Source organism: Bradyrhizobium sp. UFLA06-24, from assembly GCF_054967145.1.
Genome location: NZ_JADFUE010000008.1, coordinates 51717 through 78226, shown reverse-complemented (window position 1 = coordinate 78226; position 26510 = coordinate 51717). Strand labels below are relative to the sequence as shown.

Sequence of the window (26510 nt, the reverse complement as noted above, 5' to 3'; positions counted from 1 at the left end):
TATCGGCGCGAACACCGCACCGGACTGCGCGGGTTTCTAGAGAAGAGACGCGCAACGGTCAATGCCCGGCAGTGGAATTTATTTCAATTAAATCAGTTACTTATAAATAAGGTGCGATATTACCTGCAAAAAGGTCAAATATTTGGAATGGAGTAGGTCGATGTGACATGGGCGATCGGATCGGGCGACGTGCCCGATAACAGGTTCACCTCCCCGACCGCCAGGCGTTTGCCGAGCTTGAGCAGCCGGGCTTCCGCCAGCACGTCTTGCCCGGGCTGGCCCTTGCGCAGGAAGTTGATGTTGAGATTGGTGGTGACTGCAAGCCCGATCGGTCCGATCGCCGACAGCAGCACCACGTACATGGCGAAATCGGCCAAGGCCATCAGGGTCGGGCCGGACACGGTTCCACCCGGCCGCAGCATCCGTTCACTGTAGCGCTGGCGCAGAAGGGAGGTCTGGCCGTCCGCGCTCTCGATCGTGATGTCGTCGCCGCTGAAGGCTTGGGGAAATTCGTCACGGAGAAACTGCTCGAGCTCCGCCACGCTCATTTTCGCTAATGCCATGCTGTTCCCACCCTCGCGTCGCGTCGCCTGCTGCATTAGGTTATCTGCATCATCTCACTGTAATAATCCAATCGGAAACGCTCCAATGTCCGGCCAGGCCGCCCGCGCCCCCTCCCCGTCTCAGCCAATTCTGCTGCGCGAAATGGTCGGCCCAATCGCGGTGTTGACCCTCAACCGGCCGGCCGCGCGGAACAGCCTGTCGACGGCGATGATCGCGAGCCTGCATGCCGCCCTGAACGATATCGGCCGCGACAAGGCGGTCCGCGGCGTCGTGCTCGCGGCCAACGGACCTGCCTTCTCGGCCGGCCACGACATGAAGGAGCTGACCGCGCGCCGCACCGACCCCGATCGCGGCCGTGCCTTCTTCGCCGAGACGATGAATGCCTGCAGCGCGATGATGCAGGCGATCGTGCATCTACCCAAGCCCGTGGTCGCAGCCGTCCAGGGCATCGCGACCGCGGCCGGTTGCCAGCTTGTGGCAAGCTGCGATCTCGCGATCGCGTCGGAAGCCGCACACTTTGCCACGCCCGGCGTTGACATCGGCCTGTTCTGCTCGACGCCGATGGTGGCGCTGTCGCGCAATGTGCCGCGCAAGCAGGCCATGGAAATGCTGCTGACCGGCGAGCCCGTCCCGGCCGCACGCGCGCGCGAGATCGGTCTCGTCAACCGCGTGGTCGCCGCCGGTACCGAGCGCGACGCCGCGATTGCGCTGGCGGAAAAGGTCGCGCTGAAATCCGCCTACACCGTCAAGCTCGGCAAGGAGGCGTTTTATCGCCAGGCCGAGATGAGCCTTGCAGATGCCTATCGCTATGCGGCAGAGGTGATGACCGAGAACATGATGGCGCGGGATGCCGAGGAAGGCATCAACGCCTTCATCGAAAAGCGCACGCCGACCTGGCGGGATGAGTAGTCCCGTCATTGCGAGCGAAGCGAAGCAATCCGGCATCCCTCCACGCGAACACACTGGATTGTTTCGTCGCTTCGCTTCTCGCAATGACAAGGAAGAAGAACGACAAATGAATCACGACGCCTATCCCGACAATTACATCCGCGCCATTCTCAACAGCGTGAAGTCGATCGCGATGGTCGGAGCCTCGCCGGTCAACGTGCGGCCGAGCTATTTTGCCTTCAAATACCTGGCGCAGCGCGGCTACGATATGATTCCAATCAATCCCGGCCATGTCGGCAAGGACCTGCTCGGCGCGCCCTTCGTCGCCTCGTTGCGTGACATCGGCCGTCCCGTCGACATGATCGACATCTTCCGCAACTCCAGTCACATCATGCCCGTGGTCGAGGAGGCTCTCGCGCTCGATCCACTGCCGAAGGTCATCTGGATGCAGCTCGGCGCGCGTGACGATGCGGCGGCGGAAAAGGCCGAGGCCGCCGGCATCAAGGTCGTGATGAACCGCTGCCCCAAGATCGAATATGGCCGTTTGTCGTCCGAAATCTCCTGGATGGGCGTCAACTCGCGGACGCTGAGCTCCAAGCGCGCACCGGCGCCGACGCAGGGCATGCGTCTATCCCTCAATCGGATGAGTGTCGGCGGCGGCGATACCGCAGCCTCGGATCGCGCGGCCAAAAACAAGAGCGAGCAAAGCTGACGCAATTGCGAAGCATTCGTTTCGTGAACGTGTCGATGCGTAGCACGATCGTTCCGAAGTGACGCGGCGCCTTGACGGGGAGCACGGCGCCCATCAGCATGCCGCGCGATTTCAAGCCACAAGAACAGGACGCAATCAATGAGCGATCGCCTTCCGGGATTTTCCACCCTCGCCGTGCATGCCGGTGCACAACCCGACCCGACCACCGGTGCGCGCGCGACGCCGATTTATCAAACGACATCCTTCGTCTTCAACGATGCCGACCATGCCGCCTCGCTGTTCGGCCTGCAGGCGTTCGGCAACATCTATACCCGCATCGGCAACCCGACCAACGCCGTACTGGAAGAGCGCGTCGCCGCGCTCGAAGGGGGCACCGCCGCGCTCGCGGTGGCCTCGGGCCATGCCGCGCAAGTCGTGGTGCTGCAGCAATTGCTGCAGCCCGGCGACGAGTTCATCGCCGCGCGAAAACTCTATGGCGGCTCGATCAACCAGTTCACGCATGCGTTCAAGAGCTTCGGCTGGAACGTGGTGTGGGCCGATCCTGATGACATCGCCAGCTTCGAGCGCGCGGTGACGCCGCGCACGAAGGCGATCTTCATCGAATCCATCGCCAATCCCGCCGGCAGCATCACCGACATCGAGGCGATCTCGACGGTGGCGCGCAAGGCTGGCGTGCCCTTGATCGTCGACAACACGCTGGCCTCGCCCTATCTGATCCGCCCGATCGACCACGGCGCCGACATCGTCGTGCACTCGCTGACGAAGTTCTTGGGAGGTCACGGCAACTCGCTCGGCGGCATCATCGTCGATGCCGGTACGTTCGACTGGTCCGCGTCAGGCAAATATCCGATGTTGTCAGAGCCGCGGCCGGAATATCACGGGATCCGGCTGCAGGAAACGTTCGGCAATTTCGCCTTCGCCATCGCTTGCCGGGTGTTGGGTTTGCGCGACCTCGGTCCGGCGCTGTCGCCGTTCAATGCCTTCATGATCCTCACCGGCATCGAGACGCTGCCGCTGCGGATGCAAAAGCACTGCGACAATGCCAGGGCGGTCGCCGAATTCCTTGCGGCCCATCCCGCGGTGTCCTCGGTCAACTATGCCGGTCTCGCCAGCGACAAGTACAACCAGCTCGCGCGCAAATATGCGCCAAAGGGCGCGGGCGCCGTGTTCACCTTCAGCCTCAAGGGCGGCTATGACGCCGGCGTAAAGCTGGTCTCGAAACTGCAGCTATTCTCGCACCTCGCCAATGTCGGCGACACCCGCTCGCTGGTGATCCACCCGGCCTCGACGACGCACAGCCAGCTCGACGACGCGGCCAAGATCAAGTCCGGCGCCGGCCCCGACGTGGTGCGGCTCTCGATCGGGATCGAGGACAAGGAAGACCTGATTGCGGACCTGGAGCAGGCGCTGGCGTAACGAGTTCCACCAGTCTCCATCCACACCAGATCTGGCGCTGGTTTGGAGGCTCCGCGCCAGCGTGGCTGCAGTTAACAGTCGTTAACAACATCTGCCGCATACATCGACTTTGGATCGCCCTTTGATTCGGAGCCGATGATGCTGCGCTGGATGGTGCCTGCCCTGGCGGTGATGCTGACGGTTTCAGCCGCATCTGCGGCCGACTTGGCGGCCCACCCGAAGCGGCGGGCCGCCGCACCGCCCCAGCAAGCGCCAAAGGTCTATGTCGAGACCGATCCGGATGCGCTGATCTCGCCGGCCTATGGCCTCGGCAGCTACATCCACAACCTGCCCGGCACCCCGCTGTTGCCGGGTTCCCATACCCTGCCCGGCTATTACGGTCGCCCTTGGGACTACGACTATCAGGGTTCGTATTACGGCGGGAAACAGGTCGACTACTTCTGGCGCCTGCCCTACGCGTGCGGCGTCTACGGCTATTGCTGATCAGCCGGGCTGTCCCGCCGGGACCGCGCGCGGCTGCGTCTCGGCGGATTGTCGCGACGCCAGCCGCTCCGCCTGCATCACCGCTAGAGTCAGCACAACGATCGCGACCGCCTGGTGCGAAAGCGCCAGATCGATCGGCACCTGGTTGAGCAGCGTCAGGATGCCGAGCACGGCTTGCAGGCTCACCGCCCCAAGCAGCCAGAGCGCGCCGCGCACGGCTGCGCCTGCGCGCGAGCGCACCGCATCGAAAGCGTGCAGCGCCACCAGCACCAACAGCGCATAGGCCGTCATGCGGTGCTCGAACTGCACCGTCAGCACGTTGTCGAACATGTTGCGCCACCACGGCGTCTCGAACCACAGCCGCTCCGCGGACGGAATGAACGCGCCGTCGATCGCGGGCCAGGTGTTGTAGGCGCGCCCGGCGCGCAGGCCCGCCACCAGCGCACCGAAATAGATCTGGATGAAGGTCAGGATCACCAGCACCGCGCTCGTGAACCGCAGCCGCGCCGGGACCGCAAGCTGCGGCCGCTCGGCAAGCCGGCGTACCGTCCAGACGATGCCGGCGAAGATCAGCAGGGCCAGCACCAGATGCGTCGCCAGCCGATATTGCGACACTTCGACGCGCTCGGAGAGGCCCGAAGCCACCATCCACCACCCGACCGCGCCTTGAAGCCCGCCAAGCGCGAACAGCAGCCAGAGCCGCCGCTTCAACTCGCTCGCCAGACCGCCGCGCCACAGGAAGAACAGGAATGGCAGCAGATAGGCGACGCCGATGAACCGGCCGAGCAGGCGATGGCTCCACTCCCACCAGAAGATCTGCTTGAACTCGGACAGGCTCATGCCCGCGTTGAGCTCGCGATATTGCGGAATCTTCTTGTAGGCCTCAAAGGCGTCGGTCCACGCCGCTTCCGAGAGCGGCGGAACACTGCCCGTCACGGGCTTCCACTCGACGATGGAGAGACCGGATTCCGTCAGCCGCGTCGCGCCGCCGACCAGCACCATCAGCGCGATCAGGGCGGCCACGGAGATCAGCCACCAGCGTACGGCGCGATGGGGGTTGGTCGGAGCAAAATTCGTCGTCATTTCAGGGACAAACCAAGCCTTGTGACTAAGAGACTTGAACCGGATTGCGTGCCCCTTATAGTCCCCCGCTTCCGCAGCGCAAGTTACGCGAAAGCTGTAAAGTCCCCGCCATGACGATCCGCACCCGCAAGTTCCTCGGTGCCATCCTGCTGCTGGTGCTTGCCACCGTCTGGGCCCTGCTCGGCATGGCGGCGGCGCAGATGCCGTGGATCGCCGAATCCGGCTGGCGACAGGCGATCTATTATGTGGTGGTCGGCATGGGCTGGGTGCTGCCGGCGATGCCGATCGTGAGCTGGATGCAGCGGCCCGACCGTGCCAAATCCCGTTCTTAGCTGCTAGCTCGTAGCGCTGGTTTCACCGGCGCGAAGGCAACACCTGATACCAGCACCCGCATCATGCGCAGCGAGCGCACCCGTCCGTTCCAGGCAATCCGCGGCAGCGCGTGCAGGTTGGTTCGCCCCTCCGTATCCACGATGCCGGGGATCGTCGACACCGCGCTGACAAAGCCGGCCTGTTCCGCCATCACGACGTGACTCCGCCGAAATGAAGAGCGATCGCCGAACGGAAACGCCAGATGCCTGACTTCGCGGCGAAAGGCGGCTTCCGCCACTGCCTTGCCCATCGTCATCTCGCGCAGCGCGGCCGCATCCTTCATGTTGGCGAGGCCGGGATAGTTCACGGTCGCACTGCCGATCGTGACGAGCGGATCGGCAGCTAACCTCGCCAGATCCTCCCAATCCATCGACGCCTCGCGCGAGAGTGCCGCGAGATCGATCCGGTAGCGCGTGCAGAGATCGGCGATCGCAATTGACAAATCCGCCGGCGGCAGCGAGCGCAGCCACCTCTCGAGGAACGAGAACAGCGCCCGCTTCGCAGCGTTCTCCGTGACGGTGAAGCGCTGCTCCCTGTCGCCCATCATCAGGCTGATGCGGCTCTCGCGCGCGATCACCTGCTCGAGCCCGAGCCACCACGCCTCGCCGACACCGTCGGGAAAGGCCGTGGGAATGTAGAGCGTGAACGGCACGGCATGGCGCGCCAGCACCGGATAGGCAAAGCTGATCAGGTCCTTGCTCGCGCCATCGAAGGTGAGCGCCACGAAGCGCCGCTTCTCGGGCAGCGTCACCGCGCGCCGGCAGACCTCGTCCATACCGAGAAACTCGTAGTTCCAGCGCTTCAGCGCGCGTATGGCACGATCGAGAAAATCCGGCGTGATCTCGTGTTGGCGCAGCGGCTGGAACGCGCCGCTCCGCCGTGGTCGTACGTGCTGAAAGCGTAGGATCGCCCCGGCGCCACGGCTGCGCAGCAGGGGCTGGCCGGTGAACCAGGCCAGTTCGAGCCGCAACCGCTCCAGCCATCCGTCACCGGGTGCCACTATCCCACCTTCGCATTTGCCGGCGGCGGTTCCCCCCGCCATTGTCATTACCTTTTGTTGACATTTGTTTGCAAAGGTCGGCCACAGGCCGAAATACGTATTTTTGCTTTCTCGACAGGTTTCGCGGATGACCATAGCTGCGGCGATGCAAAGCCGGACGGCAGAATCGCCAGCGCGGTCCGAAGCGAGCCGTATCGCCCATGTCGACATCATCGGCGACATCGCCGAGGCCGAGCCGGTGTGGCGCGCCCTCGAAGAGCCCGGACACCTGTTCACGCCCTATCAGCGCTTCGATCTGCTGGGCTCCTGGCAACGATCGGTCGGAGAACGCGAAGGCGCCAGTCCCTTTATCGTGATTGCCCGCGATGCCGAACGCAGGCCGCTCGCCTTGCTGCCGCTCGCACTGCGCCAGGGCCACGGCGTGCGGACGGCCTGCTTCATGGGCGGCAAGCACCCGACCTTCAACATGGGGCTGTGGAGCGCCGAGTTCGCGGCAGAGGCCCTCTCCGCCGATCTCGACATGCTGTTCGCCTCGCTGCGTGATCAGGTCGACGTTCTCTCGCTGACACAGCAACCCAAACGCTGGAACGACCAGCAAAACCCGTTCGCGCTCCTGCCGCAGCAAAGTGCCGTCAATGGCTGCCCACTGCTGCTGATGGAGCCCGGCGGTCCACCCGCATCGCGGATCAGCAACTCCTTGCGCCGCCGGCTCAAGAGCAAGGAGAAGAAGCTCCAGCCGCTCGCCGGCTATCGCTACCACCTCGCGACAACGGACGCGGACATCACGCGCCTGCTCGACTGGTTCTTCCGCGTCAAGCCGGCGCGGATGGCGGAGCAGAAGCTGCCAAACGTCTTTGCCGAGCCGGGGGTCGAGCATTTCATCCGCAGCGCCTGCCTCGCGCCGCGCGGCGAAGGGCGCGTCATCGACATCCATGCGCTCGAATGCGACGAGGAAGTGATCGCAATCTTCGCCGGCGTCGCGGACGGGCAGCGCTTCTCGATGATGTTCAACACCTACACGATGTCGGAGCACGCCCGCTATAGCCCCGGCCTGATTCTGGTGCGCTACATCATCGACCGTTACGCCGAGCGCGGCTACCGGTCACTCGACCTCGGCATCGGCACGGACGAATACAAGCGGATGTTCTGCAAGGACGATGAGGAGATCTTCGACAGCTTCGTCCCGCTGACATCACGTGGCAAATTTGCGGCGATGGCGATGTCTTCGCTCAATCATGGCAAGCGACTGGTGAAGCAGAACCAGATGCTGTTCGACCTGGCCCGCAGACTGCGGCAGGCGTTCGGGTAGCAGGCCCACCCTCTCCCGCAAAGGAGAGAGGAATAACCGACTACGCAGCCACCACGCGCGGGGACGTCTCGGCGGCATCCGACGGCTGCACCGGCTTGCTCAGCATCGTCACCTCGCTGAAGCCGACCGCCTTCAACTGCTCGCACATCAGTGCGCGCGCGTCCGCCTCCATCGACGTGTCGGGCACCACGACGGCGCGGGCATTCGCCGTCAGCAGTTCGGCCGGCAGATCGGAGGCGCTGCCGGCGTCCAGGAGCACATGATCGTAGGCGCGCAGCAAAGCGTCAATCGCCAGCGTCACGCGCGGCGACTGCAGCAGGCTGCGGTCGAAGCCCGGACGGCCGGCCATGACGAGATGAAGCCGCGAGAGCTTGTCGCGCGTGATGACCTGCGCAAACGAGGCCTGCCCCTGCATCAACTCGGCAAGACCGGGGGCCGTCGGATCGACGGATACCGCGGCGATCGTCGGCGAGGACGCCGTTAGATCGACGACGACCACGCGCGCATCGCGCGCGAGATGGCGGGCCAGCGTCAGCGTCGACAGCGTGATGGCATCGCCGGGCGCGGTGCCGAGCACGGTGACCTTCTTCGCGCCCGCCCCCGCCGCAAGCAGGCTTTCCGCCAATTGTCCGATCTCGGCGAATTCGCCGACCTCGATATCCGTCCTCAGCTCTGGCTGGAGCGGCGCCGGTTCGATCTCCACCGCCTCGACGACCGGCTCTCGGCGAACGACCGTCGGCGCGAGGGTGGCAACGGCGCGCGGCGCGGTCTGGCGCAGCAGCTCGCCGGTGACCACGAGACCGGACGACAGCAGCAGTGTCGCCAGCGTCGCGATCAACACGATCGGCAGCTTCTTCGGATAGGCCGGCGTGTTGGAGACGATGCCACGCGAGATGATCCGTCCTTCGGTCGGCGCGGTGTCGATCGTCTCGCGGGTGTTGGCCTCGCGGTATTTGGCCAGATAGGTCTCGAGCAGATCACGCTGCGCCTTGGCCTCGCGCTCGAGCGCACGGAGCTGGACGTCCTGGCCGTTGGTCGAGGTCGCCTGCTTCTTGAGCTGCTCGAGACTCGCGGTCAGGCCGTCGACCCGCCCGCCCGCGATCCGCGCGTCGTTTTCGAGGGAGCGCGAGATCTTGGCTGCCTCGTCGCGGATCTGACCATCGAGGTCGCTGAGCTGGGCCTTCAGCTCCTTGATGCGCGGATGATTGCCGAGCAGCGTGGACGATTGTTCGGCGAGCTGGGCGCGCAGCGTCACCCGCTGCTCCGACAGCCGCCGCATCAGCTCGGAGTTCACGACCTCGGAGGCCTCGATCGGCTTGCCGCTCTGGAGCATCTCGCGGATCAGCCGGGCCTTGGACTCGGCGTCCGCCTTCAGCGCGCGCGCATTGTTGAGCTGGGTGTTGACCTCACCCATCTGCTGGTTCGACAACGTGGTGTTGTTGGTGCCGACGAACAGCGACGATTTGGAACGGAAGTCCTCGACCTTGGCTTCGGCCTCGGAGACCTTCTTGCGCAGATTGTCGATCTCCCCGGCCAGCCACTGGCTGGCGTTGCGCGCCTGGTCCTGACGCGCAGCCTGCTGGAGCACGAGATAGCCGTCGGCGATCGAATTGGCGACGCGCGCGGCGAGCTCGGGGTCCTGCGACTGGAATTCGACCACGATCACGCGCGACTTGTCGACGGCATAGGCCTGAAGCCGATCGTAATAGGCGTCGAGCACGCGCTCTTCCGGGGTCATCGAGAACGGATCCCGACCGATGCCGACCAGCGCCGCGAGCGACTTCAGCGGCGAAACGCCCTGCAACACCGGATCGAATTCGGGGAGTTCCGCAAGCTTGTTCTTCTTGATGATCTCGCGCGCGAGGTCGCGCGACAACACGAGCTGAACCTGGCTGGTGACCGCCTCGGGGTCGAGCGCCTGCCGCTCCTCGGTGCTGCGGTCGCTGCTCGGCCGCAGGAAGACGTTCTCGCGACCGTCGATCAGGATACGCGCCTCGGATTTGTAGCGCGGCGTGATGAGATTGACGACAGCAACGGACGCGACGAGGGCCAGCACCGTCGGCACGATGATCCAGCCGCGCTTGCGTGCGAGGGCGCCGCCGAGCGCGTGCAGATCGATGTCGCCGGATTCGACTGGCGCCGGTTTTGCGGCAAGCGGCGCCGGCTTGGCTTCAATGCGCGGCTTGGACTCAAGCTTGACTTCAGGCTTGACTTCAGACTTGGCCTTCGAAACGGCCCGCTCGATGACGGACTTGTCCTTGCCGGCACGCCAGAACGCTAAACGCATCGAACACTCCCGCAGGGGCAACGCCACTCATGTACCTCAATGCGGCCGATTACACTCCATTAAGGTTGCCGCTGGGTTAATCTTGCCGTCGCACGGGCAGCGCACGCGCGTTCGTCACTCTTTGTTAACCACGAGGGCCCTTAATCCGCATCGATATTCGAGAACATTGTTCGGCACTCCTCGTTGAGCGCTGGTTTTGATCATGCCCCCCTCTCCCGACCAGCCGCTTCGCATTCTTCACGCCGTGCGCGCTCCCGTGGGCGGCATCATCCGCCATATCCTCGACCTCGCCAATGGCCAAGTCGATCGCGGCCATCATGTCGGGATTCTCGCCGACAGCCTCACCGGCGGTGAGCGGGCCGACAAAGCCCTGGCCGAAATTGCGCCACGGCTGAAGCTTGGTGTGCATCGGCTCGCGATCCGCCGCGAACCGTCGCCGGAGGATTTTCTGGTCTGGCTGCGCATGCGCCGCCTCATCGCCACGCTCAAGCCCGACGTCATGCACGGCCACGGCGCCAAGGCTGGCGCCTTCGTTCGCATGCGCCGGCGCACCGACGACGCCATCCGCATCTACACCCCGCATGGTGGCTCGCTGCACTATCCGCTCAACACCCTGAAGGGCGAGTTCTACGCGCGGCTCGAGCGCACGCTGATGGATTCGACCGATCTGTTCCTGTTCGAGAGCGCCTTCGCCCGCGACACCTATCAGCGCATCGTCGGCACTCCCAAGGGCGTCGTGCACTGCGTCTTCAACGGCGTGACGCCCGAGGAGTTCGAGCCGGTCGACATCGCTGATGACGCCACCGACCTCGCCTATGTCGGCGAGTTCAGGCACATCAAGGGCGCCGATCTGCTGGTCGACGCGGTCGCGCGGTTGCATCAGAACGGCAAGAAGATCACGCTGACGCTCGGGGGCGATGGCGAGGAATCGGCGGCGCTGAAGGCGCAGGTCGAAAGGCTCGGCCTGACGGACGCGATCCGCTTCGTCGGCCACGTCAAGGCCCGCTACGGCTTCTCCAAAGGCCGGCTGCTGGTCGTGCCCTCGCGCGGCGATTCCATGCCTTATGTCGTGATCGAGGCCGGGGCGGCCGGGATTCCCATGATTGCGGCACGCGTCGGCGGCATCCCCGAGATCTTCGGCCCCGAGAACCCGGCTTTGTTTGCGCCCAGCGATGCCGAGGCCATGGCCGAGGCGATCGCGACCGCCCTCGCCGATGTGAAGGAGACGGCGCAGCGCGCCTCCGCCCTGCGCCAACGCATCTCGGCGCATTTCTCCCAGCAGGCGATGGTCGAAGGCGTGCTCGCCGGGTACCGCGAAGCATTTGCAAAACATTAACCATCCTTAAGCCGGCTTTAGAGAATCTTCCGATTTGTCCGATAATCGACGTGCCAGGGGATGCATGCCCGGGGGCGTCAAGGCTGCGCCCACGGGGCCTTGGAATGGACGTAGACGCCCGTGGAACCGCTCAACGCACGCTCGATGCTCGATGCCGCGACCAGCGCCGCGGCCAAGCCGGCTGAGCAACCTTTTGTCGAACGCCGCCGCCGCCTGACGCCTGCTGCACTCGAGGTCGTCAACCAGAAGGTCGCCCGCGCCTATTCGCCGATCGTGATCACCGGCATCGCGCGAGCCGTCGATTTTGTCCTGCTGAGCGCGGTCGGCATCGCGGTCTATCTCGGCTACGTCATGCCGCTCGCCGGCTTCAGCTGGCTTTATCCGATCGAGATCGTCGCCGTCGCGGTCGCCGCCGTGGTCTGCTTCCAGGCGGCGGACATTTATCAGGTGCAGCTGTTCCGCGGACAACTCCGGCAAATGACGCGGATGATCTCGTCCTGGTCGTTCGTCTTCCTGATGTTCATCGGCATCTCCTTCTTCGCCAAGTTCGGCAGCGAAATCTCGCGGCTGTGGCTGGCCGCCTTCTACTTCCTCGGCCTCGCCGCGCTGGTTGCCGAGCGCCTCGTGCTGCGTTCGCTGGTTCGCAGCTGGGCGCGCCAGGGCCGGCTCGATCGCCGCACCATCATCGTCGGCTCCGACCACAATGGCGAGCAGCTGGTCGAAGCGCTGAAGGCGCAGGAGGATTCCGACATCCACGTGCTCGGCGTGTTCGACGACCGCAACGACAGCCGCGCGCTGGACACCTGTGCCGGTGCACGCAAGCTCGGCAAGGTCGACGACATCGTCGAATTCGCCCGCCGCACCCGCGTCGATCTGGTGCTGTTCGCCCTGCCGATCTCGGCGGAGACGCGCATCCTGGAGATGCTGAAGAAGCTCTGGGTGCTGCCGGTCGATATCCGTCTGTCCGCCCACACCAACAAGCTGCGCTTCCGCCCCCGCTCCTACTCCTACCTCGGCAAGGTGCCGACGCTCGACGTGTTCGAGGCGCCGATCACCGACTGGGACCTGGTGATGAAATGGCTGTTCGACCGCGTCGTCGGCAGCCTCGCGTTGCTCGCCGCATTGCCGGTCATGGCGCTGGTTGCGGTGGCGGTGAAACTCGACAGCCCGGGGCCGGTGCTGTTCCGGCAGAAGCGCTTCGGTTTCAACAATGAGCGCATCGACGTCTACAAGTTCCGCTCGATGTATCATCACCAGGCGGACCCGACGGCCTCGAAAGTCGTGACCAAGAACGATCCGCGCGTCACCCGCGTCGGCCGCTTCATCCGCAAGACCAGCCTTGACGAATTGCCGCAGCTCTTCAACGTGGTCTTCGCGGGCAATCTCTCGCTGGTCGGTCCGCGTCCGCACGCCGTCCAGGGCAAGCTCCAGAGCCGGCTGTTCGACGAGGCCGTCGACGGCTATTTCGCCCGCCACCGCGTCAAGCCCGGCATCACCGGCTGGGCCCAGATCAACGGCTGGCGCGGCGAGATCGACAACGAAGAGAAGATCCAGAAGCGCGTCGAGTTCGACCTCTATTACATCGAGAACTGGTCGGTGCTGTTCGACCTCGTCATTCTCCTGAAGACGCCGCTCTCGCTGCTGACGAAGAACGAGAACGCGTATTGAGTTTGCTGACGCCGAGCCTCGCTGTCATCGCCCGGCTTGGCCGGGCGAACCAGTAATCACCGGCAGGAGAGCCTGCCACGACGGCACGGAGTACTGGATGCCCGGGTCAAGCCGGGGCATGACAGCGGAAGTTGTGTGCACGAATAGCGTGAGCGTGTGATGGCGTATGCGGCGACAGCCGGTGGAATGAAGATAGCCGCACCGGCTGCGCCCGGCGTCCTGGCCCTTCAGCGCGCGCTGGTGTGGCTGGTCGGGGCCTCAGGCGCGATCGTCTTCATCGAGCCAAGTCCCTACGAGATCGCGACGCTGCTCGCCACGGTGATCTTCTTCGCCACCGGCTTGCGATTGCGGCTGGTGCTGATGCCGCTGGTGCTCGCCCTCGTCCTGCTCAATGTCGGCTACACCATCAGTGCGATCCCGCTGCTCGATCAGTCCGAGGTCGCAAGCTGGATCGCGACCTCCTGGTACATGGCGGTGACCGTGGTGTTCTTCGCCATGATCACGTCGGAGGACACGGCGGCACGGCTCGACATGCTGCGCCGCGGCCTGGTGGTCGGCGCGATGGTTGCCTCGCTCTCGGCGATCGCCGGATATTTCAATTTCGTTCCGGGCGACCACGACCTGCTGACGCTCTACGAGCGTGCGCGCGGCACGTTCAAGGACCCGAACGTGCTCGGCGCCTTCCTGATCCTGCCGGCGCTGTTTGCGCTCCAGAGCGTGGTCTCGGACAAGCCGGCAAAGGCGTTCCGCAACCTCATCGCCTTCGGCATCATGTCGCTGGCGATTCTGCTCGCCTTCTCGCGCGCCGCCTGGGGCGGGCTGGTCCTGACCGCCGCCTTCATGCTGGCGCTGATGGTCTTGACCAGCCGCACCAACGCGCAGCGCTCGCGCATCATCATCATGGCCGTCATGGCGGTCGTGCTGGGCCTCGCGCTGATCGCGGTGCTGCTGTCGTTCGACTCTATTGCCGAGATGTTCAAGCAGCGCGCGAGCTTCGACCAGAGCTACGACGAAGGCCGCTTCGGCCGCTTCGGCCGGCATATCCTGGGTGCGGAGATGGCGCTCGACCTGCCGTTCGGCATCGGTCCCCTGCAATTCCACCGCTTCTTCCCCGAAGACACCCACAATTCCTATCTGAATGCCTTCATGTCGGGGGGCTGGCTCTCCGGCGTTTGCTATCCCGCGCTGGTCTTCACCACCGTGATCACGGGCTTCCGGCACATCTTCGTCCGCGTGCCCTGGCAGCGCGCCTATCTCGCGGTGTTCTCGGCCTTCGTCGGCACTGTCGGCGAAAGCTTCGTGATCGACACAGACCACTGGCGGCATTTCTGGATGATGCTGGGCGCGATGTGGGGCATGATCGCGGCCGCGCAGGCCTACAAGATCACGGCTTCGGACGACGCTTCTTCAGCTTGAGATCGGGACGCTTCTCCGGCGGCGTATCAAGCAGGGTCTTCAGCGCCGCGGTCGCCGCGACCACGCCCTTGTAACCTTCATTGGCGAAACGCAGCAGCAGCCGCAGTTCCTCGTCGGAGTAGCCACTGAACACCTTCTCCAGCGCCTGCTGCATCGGCACGTAGAGCTGACCGATCTTCATGGCAGTCTCCGGCACGACGGCGATGTAGACCTTGCGGCGATCGGCCTCATCACGCTCCCGCCGCACCAGCCCTGCCTTCTCCAGTCGGTCGACCACGCCGGTGATGGCCCCGGTCGTGAGGCCCGTCACTTCGGCGAGGCGGCCTGCAGTCACGCGACCCTCGAGATAAAGAATGTCCATGCATTCGAGATCGGAATTGGCAATCCCGGCGACGTTCGCAACGGTTTGCCCATAGAGCACGCCCTGCGCGGACGAGCGCCGCATCGCCTCTTCCAGTTCCCCCAGCAACGCCGCGCGCGCCTTCGTCCTTGACAAGGCCGACCTCATATCTTAGTCGATATATATCTTAGTCACTAAGAGATTTAGCGACCGTAATTTCTCCTAGCACCACGGAAACGTCGGGAGCAAGCCAATGCCTCATCGTCCCCGCAAGGCCCTGATTATCGGCGCCGGCATCGCCGGGCCCGTCGCCGCGATCCTGCTGCGCCGCGCCGGCATCGAATCGGCAATCTATGAAGCCTGGCCCTACGCGAAGGGCAGCGGCGGCGGGCTGCAGATCGCGCCGAACGGCATGCATGTGATGGACGAGATCGGGCTCGCGGACGAGTTGATCAGCCGCGGCTCGATCGCGGAATCCTTCGACTTCTATTCGCAAGGCGGTGACAAGCTCGGCTCGATCAACCGCGACATGGAACGGCGGTTTGGCCAGCCGGCCGTCAATATCTGCCGCGCGGCGCTGAACGAGATTCTTATCGACAAGGCCTGGTGCGCCTGCGTCTCGCTCTATTTCGACAAGCGCCTGATCAAGATCGAGGATCGCGGCGACCAGCCTGTTATCGCCTATTTCGCCGACGGCACCACCGCCGAGGGCGACTTCCTGATCGGCGCCGACGGCGTGCATTCGGTCACGCGGCGCCAGGTGGTGCCTGATGGTCCGAAACCCTTCAACACCGGCCTGATCGGCTTTGGCGGCTTCGTGCCGCACGCCGTGCTTGACGGAAGGCCGGTCGGCCGCCACGTCGAGACCACGTTCGGGCAGAGCGGCTTCTTCGGTTACGGCTATTGCAGCCCGGATCCGAAGCACGGCGTGATGTGGTGGAGCACGCAGCCGGCGCATGGCATGGACGCCGCGACGTTCCGCGCCCTCGATCAGCGCACGCTGAAGCAGCATCTGCGCGGCTTCCATCACGGCTGGCACGATCCCATCCCCGCCATCATCGATGCGGCCGAGAACATCATAGTCACCGACACGCTCGACGTCGCGACCCTGCCGACCTGGTCGCGCAAGCGCTCGCTCCTGATCGGCGATGCCGCGCATGCGACGAGCCCCCATGCCGGCCAGGGCGCTTCGCTGGCGCTGGAAGATGCGATGCGGCTCGCCCGCCTGATGCAGGAGGGCCAGGAGCTCACCGCCACGTTCCAGGCCTTCGAGGCCGAGCGCCGACCGCGCGCGGAAAAGATCGTTGCCATCGCCCGCCGCAACGGCAACAACAAGCGCGAATTCAGCGCCACCGGCGCGTGGATACGCAATCAGATGATCAAACTGCTGTTGCCGCTGGGATCGAAGGGCATGGATTTCATGTACGCCTATGACGCGCGGGCGGCGTAACAGAAACGGTGCCGTAGGGTGTGCAAAGGCGCAACGCGCCGTGCCCACCATCTCTCTCCAAGCGTGACAACGGCGGGCACGCTTCGCTTTGCCCCCCTACGAGAGCTGACCTAGCCTTCCACATCAAACCTCAACCCGGCATGGTCGACCAGCCGCCTGATCAGCTTGTGCTGCATCGCTGCGCCCGGCGTCCACAGACCGGGAGGCACATCCGGCGCGTCGCGCAGAAGGCAGATGGCGCATTCGGAAATCATCTTCGCCGTTGACGCATAACCGGGGTCGAGATCGCCTTTCACGGCCGCGCGAACCTGGCGCCCGTCCGGCGCGATCGCGATATAGAGCAGGTCGTAATGACCGGCGTCGCGCTCTTGCTTCGAAGGTCCCTCGCCCGGCTTGAGCGCCTCAGGGCCAGTCTTTTCACTATTGGCGGCCATCACGCGCTTGGCGTTGGCCAGCCCTTCGTCGCCCGGCCCCGTCAGCACCATCTCGTCGTAGACAAAGTCCCGGCCATAGGGGAATCCCATCAGCATGTTGGAGCGATGGACATTGCGGGTGTTCAGCATCGCCATCGCGAACGGAGCGGACCAGGATTGCAGGTCTTCCTCGAAAACAGGCTTGTTGCCGCGCGGCTGCCTGGGTCCTTCGAAGCCTGGCGTGAGTGCAAAGGGATCCTTGAGGATCGACACCAGGCTGAGATCCTGCGCAACCGCTTCGAAGGTGACTCGCGCGCTCGCCGAGGTGCCGCCGGAGAACTTCCAGCTGAGGTCGCGGACGCGCCCCTTCACGCGTGGCGCCGATGCCCCGAACACGCGCCTCGCTTGCTCCTGCACGAAGAACGCGCCGAGTTCGAACGGCATGGAATCGAAGCCGCAGGAGAACATGATGCGCGCCCCGCTCGCCTTTGCGGCCGCCTCATGCCTGTCGATCATCTGCTTCAGCCAGATCGGCTCGCCGCAGAGGTCCATGTAGTCGGTGCCGGCAGCGACGCAGGCGGCAAGCAGCTCGGACCCATAGAGCTGGTATGGACCAACCGTGGTGACGATCAGCTTCGCCTGATCGACCATTGCCTGCAACGACACGGGGTCGGCCGCGTCCGCTACGATGAGCGGCGTGTCCGCGGGCGCGCCGATGGCATCGCGAACGGAGGCGAGCTTGTCTCTGCTGCGTCCCGCCAACGCCCATGCCGGAGCCCCGTCACCCACATAGTTCGCAGCGAGATATTCGGCCACGAGCTGGCCGGTGTATCCGGTTGCCCCGTAGACGACGATGTCGAACTTTGCGGACACTGGCCTTACGCTTCCACCTCGAATGTCAGGCCCGCATTGTCCCGCAGCCGCTTGATCAGCTTGTGCTGCATCGCCGCGCCCGGGGTCCAGAAGCCGGCGGCAACGTCCGTTGCATCGCGCAGCATGCAGATCGCGCATTCGGAGATCATCTTCGAGGTCGAGCCGTAACCAGGATCGCGATCGCCGGTGACGCCGGCGCGAACCATGCGGCCATCAGGCGCGATCGCAACATAGAGCAGATTGAACAGCCCGTTCTCGCGCTCTTCCTTCGACGGCCCCTCGCCCGGCTTCGGCGCGCTCGGACCTGTCTTCTCGGCATTGGCCGCCATCACGCGCTTGGCGTTGGCCTCGCCCTTCTCGCCGGGTCCGGTCAAAACCATTTCGTCGTAGACGAAGTCGCGGCCGTAGGGAAAGCCCATCAGCATGTTGGAGCGGTGGACGTTGCGGGTATTGATCAGCGCCATCATGAACGGCGCCGCCCAGGATTGCAGGTCTTCCTCAACGAGCGGCTTGTTGCCTTTCGGCTGCTTCGGGCCGGCAAAGCCCGGCGTCAGCGCGAACGGATCGTTCAGGATCGCGATGAGGCTCATGTCCTTGGCAACAGCGTCAAAGGTCGCCTTTGCACTCGCGGCGGTGCCGCCCGACAGCGTGCCGCGCATGTCGCGCACGCGCCCCTTCACGCGCGCCGCAGGAGCGCCAAACACACGCTTGGCCTCTTCCTGCACGAAGAACGTGCCGAGCTCGAACGGCACGGAATCGAAGCCGCAGGAGAACACGATGCGTGCGCCGCTGTCCTTCGCAGCAGCCTCGTACTTGTCGATCATCTGCCGCATCCAGATCGGCTCGCCGCAGAGGTCGAAATAATCCGTACCGGTCGCGACGCAGGCGGCGAGCAGTTCCTCGCCGTAGAGCTGATATGGGCCGACCGTCGTGATGACGGACATCGTCTGTTCCGCCATCGCCTTGAGCGAAGCCGCATCGGACGCATCGGCGACGATCAGCGGCGTAGCGGCAGGCGCGTCGATTGCGTCGCGCACGGATTTCAGCTTCTCGAGGCTGCGACCCGCCATCGCCCATTTCAGCGAGGCATCGCCCTTATAGTGCGTCGCCAGATATTCGGCGACGAGCTGGCCGGTGAAACCGGTCGCGCCATAGACAACGATGTCGAACTTCGCAGAGCTCATGGTCGGCCTTTACTTCTTTGCGTAACTCACGCCCATGCCGGCGCGGACGTCGCTTTGAATTCCATAGGGCGGGATCGGATAGCGCAGGCCGTTCTTGGCCAGCGCCTTCATGCCCTCGATTGCCTTGGCGAGATGGGAGGGCTTCAAGGCCATCAGCATCTCCTCGTCCGGCACGCCGCCATAGCGCCGTTCGGCATAGCATGGCAAGGACAGGCTGGGCTCGCCGGTCTTGAGCGCCCGTCCCCAGGAATCCGCGCAGGCGGTCTCGCCGACCACGCCCCATTCGAACTTCTTGTAACCGGTATATTGCAGCCCGTTGATCAGGATGATCATCTGGCCGGGCGTCGCATAGACGAGGCAGATGTCGGGCGGATTGAGCCGGCCGCTTGCGAGCGGGCTGACGGCGAGCGCTTGATATTGTCCGAAGGGAACCACGTCCAGGGCTTGCTGGCGCTTGCGCGCATCTTCCGCCGTGCCGTGCCAGACGCCGACATAGTTCTCTCCCGCGAGCCATTTGTCGTCCTGCGGCGCGAGGCCGATCACCGCGCGGCACTGCGCGCCGACAAGATCCTCGCCGGTAATGCCGACGGTCCACCCGAGGCGCGAGGCCATGCTGACGATCTGATCGGTGGTGTGAACCGCATTCGGCCGCCGGATTTTCGGGATCGCCTCCATGTCCGCAGCATGCGCGAACAGCTTCATGCCTGTTACCGTCGTCTTCAGCCGCAACAGGCTGTTGAGATCGGCGACGAGGCCGGCAAGGTCGATCGTATCAGCGGCTTGCTGCTGCATGGCATCCTCCCGACGCGGACGTTTTGCTTCTGAGGCCAGTTCTAGTCCTTGGCCGGCCCGGGAAGCAACTCGCTGGTTCTGCCCATGAGGCGGTAGGCCACAAGGCCGATCCATTCGCGCATGGCCACCTCGGTGCGGCCGAGACCATCAGCGCTGACATTGGTGAACGAGAACAGATCGTCGCGTCCGCCCATCCGCCAGTCGACAGGATAGGCCTGGACGTCAAATCCGGCCTTGCGGAAAATTCCGATCGAACGCGGCATGTGATAGGCCGAGGTGACCAGCAGCCAGCGCTGGCCCGGCTTCGGCGCGACCAGGCGCTTGGTGAAGATCGCGTTTTCGTAGGTGTTGCGCGAGTCCCGTTCGACGATCAGGCGCTCCCTCGGAATGCCGATGCTTTCCAGGATCGGGACCGAATAGTCGGCCTCCCTGGCGCCGGTCGAAATCAGGTTCGCAGAGCCACCCGTGAAAACGATCCGCGCATTCGGATAGCGGCGCGCAAGCTCGGCCGGTGCGAGCAGGCGATCGGCTCCGTGCGTGACCACCGGCGTCCGATGCGCCGCCGACAGATCGGTATCGACGGAGCCGCCCAGCACGATGATGCCGTCGGGGGCGCCGCGCGCGGGATCCCACGGAGGAAAGCGCGACTCCAGCGGATAGAGCAAGAGATTGCCGAGCGGCGAAAAGGCGGCGAGTGCGAGCAGGACCAGTGTGGTCGCGGCCAGTTTCCGACCGAGCCCGGCAAAGCGCGTTGCCATCAACACGACCGAGATGATCCCGAGCTCGACCAGAAGATTGATCGGCAGCACGGCCGCGCCGAGCGTTTTGGAAAGAACGAAGAACAGGAGAAACCTCGCTTGAGTGATCGGGTGCGGCTTGACCTGCCCCCTTGTCATCAGAAATCTTCTTGGGAGAGGATCGATTGTCCGGTCAAGCCCCGGCATACATGATCTCGTGACAAGGTCCGATGAAACCGACTGGACGCGGCAAATGACCCAACACCACCTGCATTCAAGTCCCGAAACCTGCCATTGGGGCTTCTTTGAAGCCGCGCTTAAACCGGTCCTCACCATTGCCAGCGGCGACGAGGTGATTGTCGATACCATCAGCGGCGGTCCGGACATGCTGCCCGACCGCAGCAAGTTTCACGTTCCGCCGGAGATGCTCGAGGTTCATGCCAGGAACGAGCGGATGCTCCCCGGCCATATCCTGACCGGCCCGATCGCGGTCGAAGGCGCCGAGCCCGGCGATGTCCTCGCCGTCGAGATCCTCGACGTCCAGCTGCGGCAGGACTGGGGCTGGAATCTGATCAAGCCGCTGTCGGGCACCCTGCCCGACGATTTCCACGAGACGCGCATCCTCAACATCCCGCTCGACCGGACACGGATGGTCGGCCGGATGCCGTGGGGCCTCGACCTGCCCCTGAAGCCGTTCTTCGGGGTGATGGGCGTGTCGCCGCCCCCGAGCTGGGGCCGCATCTCTTCGCTCGTGCCACGCGCCATGGGCGGCAATCTCGACAACAAGGAGCTCGGCGCCGGCGCCACATTGTATCTGCCGGTCTTCGTTCCCGGCGCGATGTTCTCCTGTGGCGACGGCCATGGCGTTCAGGGCGACGGCGAGGTCTGCGTCACCGCGATCGAGACGGCGCTGCAGGGCCGATTCCGGCTGACGCTGCGCAAGGATTTGCGGTTCGATTACCCGCGTGCGGAAACGCCGACCCACTACATGACGATGGCGATGGACCCCGACCTCGACCAATGCGCGGTGCGGGCGCTGCGCGACATGATCATTTTACTCGGGGAGCTCAGAGGCCTGTCGCGCGAGGACGCCTACACGCTCTGCAGTCTCGCGGCCGATCTGCGGGTGACCCAGACCGTCAACGGCTCGAAGGGCATCCATTGCATGATCGAAAAAGCGATCGTGCACGGCTAAGCCCGCCCACATCTTCTGACCTGCTGCCCCCAACAAGCCGCGCGGGATTCCGCGCGGCGCGGGCAGGCGCATCCTTTTCCCGTGCGATTCCAATGCGCTGAACCACCGTACCAGCCCGGATTTGACTTCCGCCCCTGAACCTAAATAGAGTCTTAATCGTTACTTTTATGTACCCGAGTAAGAGGCTAGCGTTCGGCCATGGCCACCGAAAAAGCCGAGACTGACCGCATTCCCGTAACCTTGGCGCTCTCGACCATCACCTACCTGGAGAAGTTGGTGAGACAGGGCACCCACGGCACCAGCGTTCCCGGCGTCGCACGGACATTGATCGAGGAAGGCATCCGTCTCGCCATCAAGGACGGGCTTTTGTCGATTCGCGACAATGGCAGGACGTGAGCGCGCGACGCGCTTGATGCGGACGGATCTCGGCGACTAGTGGCCGGATGTCGCAACCTGGGACCGTACAAATGCCTGCTCTCTCACCGACCTGGACCGTTGAACGAATTGAACTGTTGAAGCGGCACTTCGAGGCCGGATTGTCGTGCCGCGAGATCGCCGCCGATATCGGCGTCAGCCGCAACGCCGTGATCGGCAAGCTGTCGCGATTGAACCTCACGCGCGGCCGCTCAGTCGACGAGCGCAGACTTCAGGACAGAACGAGCGCGCCGCGCGCGCCGAAAGCGGTGCCCCGGCTGCAATTCGAAATGCTTGCTACGATCTACGGCGAAGCGGACGCACCCGTAGTGACCGGCCCGATCGACGACGCCAATCGCTGCTCCCTAATGGAGCTTCGCGAATACAGCTGTCGCTGGCCGATTTCGACGCCGGGGGCCGAGGATTTCCGCTTCTGCGGTAACGCCGCGCAGGACGGCCAGCCCTATTGCACCGGCCATAGCCGCCTGGCCTACCGGCCGAACTCGCGCGGCCGCCTCATGCGCGGCTGACGCCAGCCCCACTCGACAACGAAAAACCTCCGGCAGGGCACTACCGGAGGTTCTTGGAGGCTTAGCGTGAAGCTAAGAGCCGTGACTTTCGAAATCGGCTGAGAGCCATATAGCTGAGCAACTCAGGTAAGTAAATAAATTTGGCGCAATCAAATCGCATAGCTCGTCTTCGTTGCTTGCGCAGACGGCTTCTGATTTTCGCAACCGGCGTTCCCATCAAGAAAAGGCCCCGGCGGTGTCCCGCCGGGGCCTGGTCAGATCGTCGGAAAACCTGAGCTTACCAGTTGCGCTGGGCGCGCAGCAGCATGCTGTAGGTGTCCTGATCCTTCAGCTCGTAGGTCGCGGCGGGCTTGCCAACCGAGGTCAGCGCCGGCGTCGTGATCGTGCCCGAGTACTTCTGGTCGAGGTGGCTGTAGGTGAAGTCAGCCGAGAAGGTCAGGTTCTTGACCGGCGTCCAGCGAGTGATGACACCGACCTGGCCGATATTGAAGTCCGGGTTGCAGGTGCCGGTCAGGGTCGCGAACGCGGCGCTGCCGCAGATCAGGCCCTTGGCCGTGCCGCTGTAGTTCACAGCCGCCCACGCGCCGTACAGTCCCGTGTTCCAGTACGGATTCCAGTTGTGGGTGTAGGCACCACGGAAACCATAGGTCTTGGTCAGCTCGAGGCTGCCGCCCGGCGCGAACACCGCGTCAGACACGCCGGCGAAGCCGATGCTCTGATAGGCCGCGTTCGAGCTGCCGAACATCGAGTAGCTGGTCGCGGCCAGCTCCTGGAAGTTGTAGCGGCTCGCACCCTCGGTGTAGACGCCCTGCACGTTGATCACGTCGCCGGCACCGGTCGGGATGTTCTTGATCGACAGAGCGAGCTGGACCGCCCAGCCCCACTTGTCTTCGGGGTGACCGGTCGTCTCGGTCGCGCCATAATAGCCGACATGATTGTCGTGGGCGGCGACCGACGCCTGGAACAGACCCCAGGCCTGATCGACGCGGATGTTGCCGACGATGTCGGGGGCTCGCGTGCCGCCGAAATCGCTGGACCCATAGGCGCCGCCGAGCACGCCGGTGGTCGACATCCCTGCGACGTTCCAGAGGTTGGTCTGGAAGATCTGCGTCTGGTCCTGAACCGAGATCGTGCCCGACACGCCCTGACCGAAATCGGCGGTGTAGGTGGCCTGCGGAACGCCGTTGGTGGTGCCGCTGCCGCCGACCAGCTGGTCGAAGTTGTTGCCGGGATAGTTGATCCAGGGCGCGTCGAACTGCGACACCGCCTTACCGAGGGTGAAGCCGGCGAACTGGATGAAGGCGTAGTAGACGCCGAGCGAACCGCCCGAGATCGCGCCGTCGGTACCGTTGACGGAGCCGCCGCCCGAACCGACGAGGCCGGTGCCGGCCGCGTTGAGACCGAGCGTGCTGCTGTACTGGGTCGCGCCCGTTCCCGAGCCGGTGCCGACATAGTTGCCGGTGGTCCAGGTGAAGACCGCGTCGAAATAGGTGCGGACTACGCCGTATTCGGTCGCGGTGCGCGTGTCGATGTTGAGATCCTCACGAGCGCGCAGCGAGTAGTAGTTGTTCAGGCGGTTGTTCGCCGCGAACACGCCGTTGTACTGGGCACTGTAATTGCCGCCGGCATTGAGCGCGACTTCCGCACGCAGATAGCCGCCGAGCTTGATGCAGGTATCGGTGCCCGGGATGTAGTAGAAACCCGCACCGTACAGCGAGCAGATCTTCACGTATTCGACCGCCTTGGCCTTGACCGGAAGATCAGCCGCCTGAGCTCCACCGACGGCGATCAGACCCGCCGCAGTGCCGAGCAAAAGGCTCTTCACCACTTTCATTTAAAACCTCCAAGCTGCTCATTTTGCGGAGACCGGACCATGAGGCCCCCCAGATCCCCGTCTCTTCAAATCCGCTCGGCCGCTTCGCGCTTCCGGACACACCCGCATTCGACGCGAGGGACGTGAGCGAACCACCTGCAACGGGACGATCGAGAACCCCCCACCGCCATGGGCTACTATGACTGCGCTATTCCATTAATCAAAATACTTTATTAGATCAGCTTTATGGTTTTGGAAACTCTGTGTCTGCGGCGCAACACACTGCACGTGCGCGAATCCTGACCTGCTCATATTTGTAATTTCCGTGACAAAATAATCCTGCTCTGCACTTGCGTCAGGGCAGACTTGCGTGGACTATGGCCGTCGCGAACACCGGCCAGACAGAAATTCAGCCTGCGGGAGTGACGCTGTGTCAGCGACGAGGAAAGAAGGGGCGCGCCTCCGCTCCGTCGGCAATCTCGATATCATCAGGCGCTTCACCTGGGAGATATCGTCGATCAACATGTATCTGGAGGAGCTGCGTCAGTTCTGGGCGAGAACGCTGGGCATCAGCGGGCCGCAATGGCTGATCCTGATGGCGATTTCCGACCTCGACAAGGACGACGGCGTTCCCGTCAACGTGGTCTCGAAACTCCTCCACGTCGATCCGTCGTTCGTCACCACACAGTCCAAGCTTCTCGAAAAGAAGGGACTGCTGCGCCGCCGCCCCTCACCGACCGACGCGCGCGTGGTGCGACTGTCGCTGGTCGAGAAGACTCAAAAGCACATCGCCAGCCTCAACGAGCAGTACAAGACAATTCGCGAATTCGTCTTCCAGGAGTTCGACGAGAACGAGCTGACCGAATTCACCGCCAAGCTCGCGATGCTGAAGACCCGGCTTGAAAAGGCCTGCGTCAGGATATCCCTCGACTTCTGAGGCGTCCCGTCTCCCGGGCCGCAGATCGCGCTCAGATCCGCCGGCCAGCGGCACCGAGTCGCGATTCGAGCCAGTCGAAGATGTATTCGTTGGCAAGGCTGGGATTGTCGGCATGCGCTTGTGCGGCGCCAGTCTCCTCGGCGGTGAACACTTTCAGCACGATGTCCGAGCTGCCGAGCCGGGATTTCTGCACGATCTGCTGCGCCCGGTCGGCCTTGAGCCAGCCGTCCTCGCCGATGGTGATCAGCACCGGACATTCGGCACTGGAGGCCATCAGCGGCGCATGCGGCACCGGCACGATGCTGAGATCGCTCATCGCAAAACGGCTGGCAAAGAACGAGCGCTCGTGCAGGTCCCACAAGCCCCCGTCGCAGACAGCCGCGGCCAGGCGCGGCTCCTGCAATACAGAACGCGCCACGAACGAAGAGCCCCACCCGTCCGCCACGATCGCGACGCGATCGAAATCGACGTCGCTGCGTAGCTCCAGGTAATCCATCACGCTGCCGATCGAGCTCTCGAGATCGCCTCGCTGCAACAGCATGTCGGCGTAATCGTCGCGCTCGTCGCCGAGCAGATCGAGCGCCAGCATCGCAAAGCCCCGCTCGCGCGCATGCGGAGCGAGCTTGACCAGGAACTCCTCTTTGCGATGTCCGGGTTCGCCGATGCAGATCACGGTCGGCGCGCGACCGTTCGTCGCGGGCGCGGGCAGGAAGTAACCCTGCAGCGCGTGTCCTTCGACCCACGGGATCGTCACGACCTCGCCGGCCGGAGCGCGCGCCGAGAGGTAATTGCGGGCGCATTCCTGCATCGCGAGCACCGCAACCCAGCGTCGCTCGTCGGCCGGATCGAGCGGCATCGCGGCCGCGCCGTAGTAGTTCATGGCGCGCAGCCAGTTGCGCTGCGCGGTCACCAGATGTCCTTGGGCGAAGGCCGCCTCGGCCCGATGCCGGTTGGCCTGCGCCAGCTTCTTCCACTCGCGATGCCAGGACTGCTCGTCGCCGCGCTTCAGCTGGCGAGCGATCATCAGGCATTCGGCGATGGTGGCGCCGCCCTCCTGGGCCGCGGTGAGCAGCCGGGTGAATTCAGCGGAGATATCCTCTCTCTCCGGGCAGAGGATGAAATCATCGGAGAGGCATGCGGGTATCATCGGAGCTACGCTCGATCGTGGCGTTACCTCTGTTTGACTAGACTATTTTGGTTCGCCAACCAAGCTGGCCTGCTTCAAATGAGGCATGTTTGAGATCACCATCGCTTGAACGCGGGAATATCGCCGCATGCGTGACATTCCGCTTCGTCAT

25 protein-coding genes are annotated in these 26510 nt (G+C 64.1%); 14 read left to right on the top strand and 11 right to left on the bottom strand.

Annotated features, from left to right (window positions below):
* Positions 1-134: 134 nt before the first annotated feature.
* Entirely contained in the window at positions 135-563 is a 429-nt protein-coding gene (locus IF809_RS09500; RefSeq protein ID WP_092291872.1) for a PaaI family thioesterase, read from the bottom strand.
* 85 nt (positions 564-648) lie between these two features.
* Here IF809_RS09500 and IF809_RS09495 point away from each other — a divergent pair, with 85 nt between their 5' ends.
* The 4 genes from IF809_RS09495 to IF809_RS09480 all read left to right on the top strand — a co-directional run bounded on the left by IF809_RS09495 (position 649) and on the right by IF809_RS09480 (position 4063).
* The gene (locus IF809_RS09495) at positions 649-1473 is read left to right on the top strand and encodes an enoyl-CoA hydratase (RefSeq protein ID WP_164938726.1); all 825 of its coding nucleotides are present in this window, start codon (positions 649-651) and stop codon (positions 1471-1473) included.
* A 106-nt stretch (positions 1474-1579) separates the two neighbouring features.
* On the top strand, positions 1580-2164 hold the full coding sequence (locus tag IF809_RS09490) for a CoA-binding protein (protein ID WP_128966581.1): 585 nt from the start codon (positions 1580-1582) through the stop codon (positions 2162-2164).
* Positions 2165-2302: 138 nt separating this feature from the next.
* Positions 2303-3580: an O-acetylhomoserine aminocarboxypropyltransferase gene (locus tag IF809_RS09485; protein WP_462837442.1), complete on the top strand. Its 1278-nt coding sequence runs from the start codon at positions 2303-2305 to the stop codon at positions 3578-3580.
* Positions 3581-3718: 138 nt separating this feature from the next.
* Positions 3719-4063: a hypothetical protein gene (locus IF809_RS09480; RefSeq protein WP_462837441.1), complete on the top strand. Its 345-nt coding sequence runs from the start codon at positions 3719-3721 to the stop codon at positions 4061-4063.
* On the opposite strand, the gene IF809_RS09475 is transcribed toward IF809_RS09480, so the two are convergent.
* Positions 4064-5146: a COX15/CtaA family protein gene (locus IF809_RS09475; RefSeq protein WP_453978637.1), complete on the bottom strand. Its 1083-nt coding sequence runs from the start codon at positions 5144-5146 to the stop codon at positions 4064-4066.
* Between the two features lie 110 nt (positions 5147-5256).
* On the opposite strand from IF809_RS09475, the gene IF809_RS09470 reads away from it, so the two are divergent.
* Positions 5257-5478 (top strand): DUF2842 domain-containing protein, encoded by a 222-nt coding sequence (locus IF809_RS09470; RefSeq protein WP_128966584.1) that lies wholly within the window; start codon positions 5257-5259, stop codon positions 5476-5478.
* Here IF809_RS09470 and IF809_RS09465 read toward each other — a convergent pair.
* Positions 5475-6518, bottom strand: coding sequence for a polysaccharide deacetylase family protein (locus IF809_RS09465; RefSeq protein ID WP_462837477.1), 1044 nt, complete (start codon positions 6516-6518; stop codon positions 5475-5477). The genes IF809_RS09470 and IF809_RS09465 overlap by 4 nt on opposite strands.
* A gap of 127 nt (positions 6519-6645) precedes the next feature.
* On the opposite strand from IF809_RS09465, the gene IF809_RS09460 reads away from it, so the two are divergent.
* On the top strand, positions 6646-7827 hold the full coding sequence (locus IF809_RS09460) for a GNAT family N-acetyltransferase (RefSeq protein ID WP_462837440.1): 1182 nt from the start codon (positions 6646-6648) through the stop codon (positions 7825-7827).
* Positions 7828-7867: 40 nt separating this feature from the next.
* Here the strand turns inward: IF809_RS09460 and IF809_RS09455 are convergent, their stop codons facing one another.
* The gene (locus IF809_RS09455) at positions 7868-10114 is read right to left on the bottom strand and encodes a GumC family protein (RefSeq protein WP_462837439.1); all 2247 of its coding nucleotides are present in this window, start codon (positions 10112-10114) and stop codon (positions 7868-7870) included.
* A 202-nt stretch (positions 10115-10316) separates the two neighbouring features.
* On the opposite strand from IF809_RS09455, the gene IF809_RS09450 reads away from it, so the two are divergent.
* The 3 genes from IF809_RS09450 (at position 10317) to IF809_RS09440 (ending at position 14534) form a co-directional block, all read left to right on the top strand.
* Positions 10317-11450, top strand: a complete 1134-nt coding sequence (locus IF809_RS09450; protein WP_462837438.1) for a glycosyltransferase family 4 protein — start codon at positions 10317-10319, stop codon at positions 11448-11450.
* 120 nt (positions 11451-11570) lie between these two features.
* Entirely contained in the window at positions 11571-13118 is a 1548-nt protein-coding gene (locus IF809_RS09445) for an undecaprenyl-phosphate glucose phosphotransferase (RefSeq protein ID WP_128966588.1), read from the top strand.
* Between the two features lie 159 nt (positions 13119-13277).
* A complete protein-coding gene (locus tag IF809_RS09440) occupies positions 13278-14534 on the top strand; it encodes an O-antigen ligase family protein (protein WP_462837437.1) in 1257 nt (418 codons plus the stop codon).
* On the opposite strand, the gene IF809_RS09435 is transcribed toward IF809_RS09440, so the two are convergent.
* Positions 14503-14979 (bottom strand): MarR family transcriptional regulator, encoded by a 477-nt coding sequence (locus IF809_RS09435; protein ID WP_164939028.1) that lies wholly within the window; start codon positions 14977-14979, stop codon positions 14503-14505. The genes IF809_RS09440 and IF809_RS09435 overlap by 32 nt on opposite strands.
* Before the next feature lie 148 nt (positions 14980-15127).
* Between IF809_RS09435 and IF809_RS09430 the strand changes: the two genes are divergently transcribed.
* Positions 15128-16324 carry an FAD-dependent monooxygenase gene (locus tag IF809_RS09430; protein WP_128966591.1) on the top strand — a complete coding sequence of 399 codons (1197 nt, stop codon included), beginning with the start codon at positions 15128-15130 and terminating at the stop codon, positions 16322-16324.
* A 110-nt stretch (positions 16325-16434) separates the two neighbouring features.
* Here IF809_RS09430 and IF809_RS09425 read toward each other — a convergent pair whose 3' ends face one another.
* From IF809_RS09425 to IF809_RS09410, 4 genes are read right to left on the bottom strand one after another with little or no spacing between them, the layout of a single operon-like run.
* Positions 16435-17610: a saccharopine dehydrogenase family protein gene (locus tag IF809_RS09425; protein WP_128966592.1), complete on the bottom strand. Its 1176-nt coding sequence runs from the start codon at positions 17608-17610 to the stop codon at positions 16435-16437.
* Between the two features lie 5 nt (positions 17611-17615).
* Entirely contained in the window at positions 17616-18794 is a 1179-nt protein-coding gene (locus IF809_RS09420; RefSeq protein WP_462837436.1) for a saccharopine dehydrogenase family protein, read from the bottom strand.
* A 9-nt stretch (positions 18795-18803) separates the two neighbouring features.
* Positions 18804-19586, bottom strand: coding sequence for a DUF169 domain-containing protein (locus tag IF809_RS09415; protein WP_128966594.1), 783 nt, complete (start codon positions 19584-19586; stop codon positions 18804-18806).
* A 41-nt stretch (positions 19587-19627) separates the two neighbouring features.
* Positions 19628-20395 carry a YdcF family protein gene (locus tag IF809_RS09410; protein ID WP_164939029.1) on the bottom strand — a complete coding sequence of 256 codons (768 nt, stop codon included), beginning with the start codon at positions 20393-20395 and terminating at the stop codon, positions 19628-19630.
* Between the two features lie 181 nt (positions 20396-20576).
* Here IF809_RS09410 and IF809_RS09405 point away from each other — a divergent pair, with 181 nt between their 5' ends.
* From IF809_RS09405 to IF809_RS09395, 3 genes are all read left to right on the top strand, one after another.
* Positions 20577-21518, top strand: a complete 942-nt coding sequence (locus IF809_RS09405; protein ID WP_462837435.1) for an acetamidase/formamidase family protein — start codon at positions 20577-20579, stop codon at positions 21516-21518.
* 198 nt (positions 21519-21716) lie between these two features.
* Entirely contained in the window at positions 21717-21914 is a 198-nt protein-coding gene (locus IF809_RS09400) for a hypothetical protein (protein WP_007603456.1), read from the top strand.
* A gap of 71 nt (positions 21915-21985) precedes the next feature.
* Positions 21986-22462: a GcrA family cell cycle regulator gene (locus tag IF809_RS09395; protein ID WP_128966597.1), complete on the top strand. Its 477-nt coding sequence runs from the start codon at positions 21986-21988 to the stop codon at positions 22460-22462.
* Between the two features lie 277 nt (positions 22463-22739).
* On the opposite strand, the gene IF809_RS09390 is transcribed toward IF809_RS09395, so the two are convergent.
* The gene (locus IF809_RS09390; protein ID WP_462837434.1) at positions 22740-24296 is read right to left on the bottom strand and encodes a porin; all 1557 of its coding nucleotides are present in this window, start codon (positions 24294-24296) and stop codon (positions 22740-22742) included.
* Between the two features lie 409 nt (positions 24297-24705).
* Between IF809_RS09390 and IF809_RS09385 the strand changes: the two genes are divergently transcribed.
* Positions 24706-25212: a MarR family winged helix-turn-helix transcriptional regulator gene (locus IF809_RS09385; RefSeq protein WP_164938728.1), complete on the top strand. Its 507-nt coding sequence runs from the start codon at positions 24706-24708 to the stop codon at positions 25210-25212.
* A 31-nt stretch (positions 25213-25243) separates the two neighbouring features.
* Here the strand turns inward: IF809_RS09385 and IF809_RS09380 are convergent, their stop codons facing one another.
* Positions 25244-26359 (bottom strand): alpha/beta hydrolase family protein, encoded by a 1116-nt coding sequence (locus IF809_RS09380; RefSeq protein WP_128966600.1) that lies wholly within the window; start codon positions 26357-26359, stop codon positions 25244-25246.
* Positions 26360-26510 lie beyond the last annotated feature (151 nt).

Bases quoted from the DNA above. Each gene is read 5' to 3' on its own strand.
- IF809_RS09500 (WP_092291872.1), bottom strand. From the start codon at position 563: ATGGCATTAGCGAAAATGAGCGTGGCGGAGCTCGAGCAGTTTCTCCGT.
- IF809_RS09495 (WP_164938726.1), top strand. From the start codon at position 649: ATGTCCGGCCAGGCCGCCCGCGCCCCCTCCCCGTCTCAGCCAATTCTG.
- IF809_RS09490 (WP_128966581.1), top strand. From the start codon at position 1,580: ATGAATCACGACGCCTATCCCGACAATTACATCCGCGCCATTCTCAAC.
- IF809_RS09485 (WP_462837442.1), top strand. From the start codon at position 2,303: ATGAGCGATCGCCTTCCGGGATTTTCCACCCTCGCCGTGCATGCCGGT.
- IF809_RS09480 (WP_462837441.1), top strand. From the start codon at position 3,719: ATGCTGCGCTGGATGGTGCCTGCCCTGGCGGTGATGCTGACGGTTTCA.
- IF809_RS09475 (WP_453978637.1), bottom strand. From the start codon at position 5,146: ATGACGACGAATTTTGCTCCGACCAACCCCCATCGCGCCGTACGCTGG.
- IF809_RS09470 (WP_128966584.1), top strand. From the start codon at position 5,257: ATGACGATCCGCACCCGCAAGTTCCTCGGTGCCATCCTGCTGCTGGTG.
- IF809_RS09460 (WP_462837440.1), top strand. From the start codon at position 6,646: ATGACCATAGCTGCGGCGATGCAAAGCCGGACGGCAGAATCGCCAGCG.
- IF809_RS09455 (WP_462837439.1), bottom strand. From the start codon at position 10,114: ATGCGTTTAGCGTTCTGGCGTGCCGGCAAGGACAAGTCCGTCATCGAG.
- IF809_RS09450 (WP_462837438.1), top strand. From the start codon at position 10,317: ATGCCCCCCTCTCCCGACCAGCCGCTTCGCATTCTTCACGCCGTGCGC.
- IF809_RS09440 (WP_462837437.1), top strand. From the start codon at position 13,278: ATGGCGTATGCGGCGACAGCCGGTGGAATGAAGATAGCCGCACCGGCT.
- IF809_RS09435 (WP_164939028.1), bottom strand. From the start codon at position 14,979: ATGCGGCGCTCGTCCGCGCAGGGCGTGCTCTATGGGCAAACCGTTGCG.
- IF809_RS09430 (WP_128966591.1), top strand. From the start codon at position 15,128: ATGCCTCATCGTCCCCGCAAGGCCCTGATTATCGGCGCCGGCATCGCC.
- IF809_RS09420 (WP_462837436.1), bottom strand. From the start codon at position 18,794: ATGAGCTCTGCGAAGTTCGACATCGTTGTCTATGGCGCGACCGGTTTC.
- IF809_RS09415 (WP_128966594.1), bottom strand. From the start codon at position 19,586: ATGCAGCAGCAAGCCGCTGATACGATCGACCTTGCCGGCCTCGTCGCC.
- IF809_RS09405 (WP_462837435.1), top strand. From the start codon at position 20,577: ATGACCCAACACCACCTGCATTCAAGTCCCGAAACCTGCCATTGGGGC.
- IF809_RS09400 (WP_007603456.1), top strand. From the start codon at position 21,717: ATGGCCACCGAAAAAGCCGAGACTGACCGCATTCCCGTAACCTTGGCG.
- IF809_RS09395 (WP_128966597.1), top strand. From the start codon at position 21,986: ATGCCTGCTCTCTCACCGACCTGGACCGTTGAACGAATTGAACTGTTG.
- IF809_RS09390 (WP_462837434.1), bottom strand. From the start codon at position 24,296: ATGAAAGTGGTGAAGAGCCTTTTGCTCGGCACTGCGGCGGGTCTGATC.
- IF809_RS09380 (WP_128966600.1), bottom strand. From the start codon at position 26,359: ATGATACCCGCATGCCTCTCCGATGATTTCATCCTCTGCCCGGAGAGA.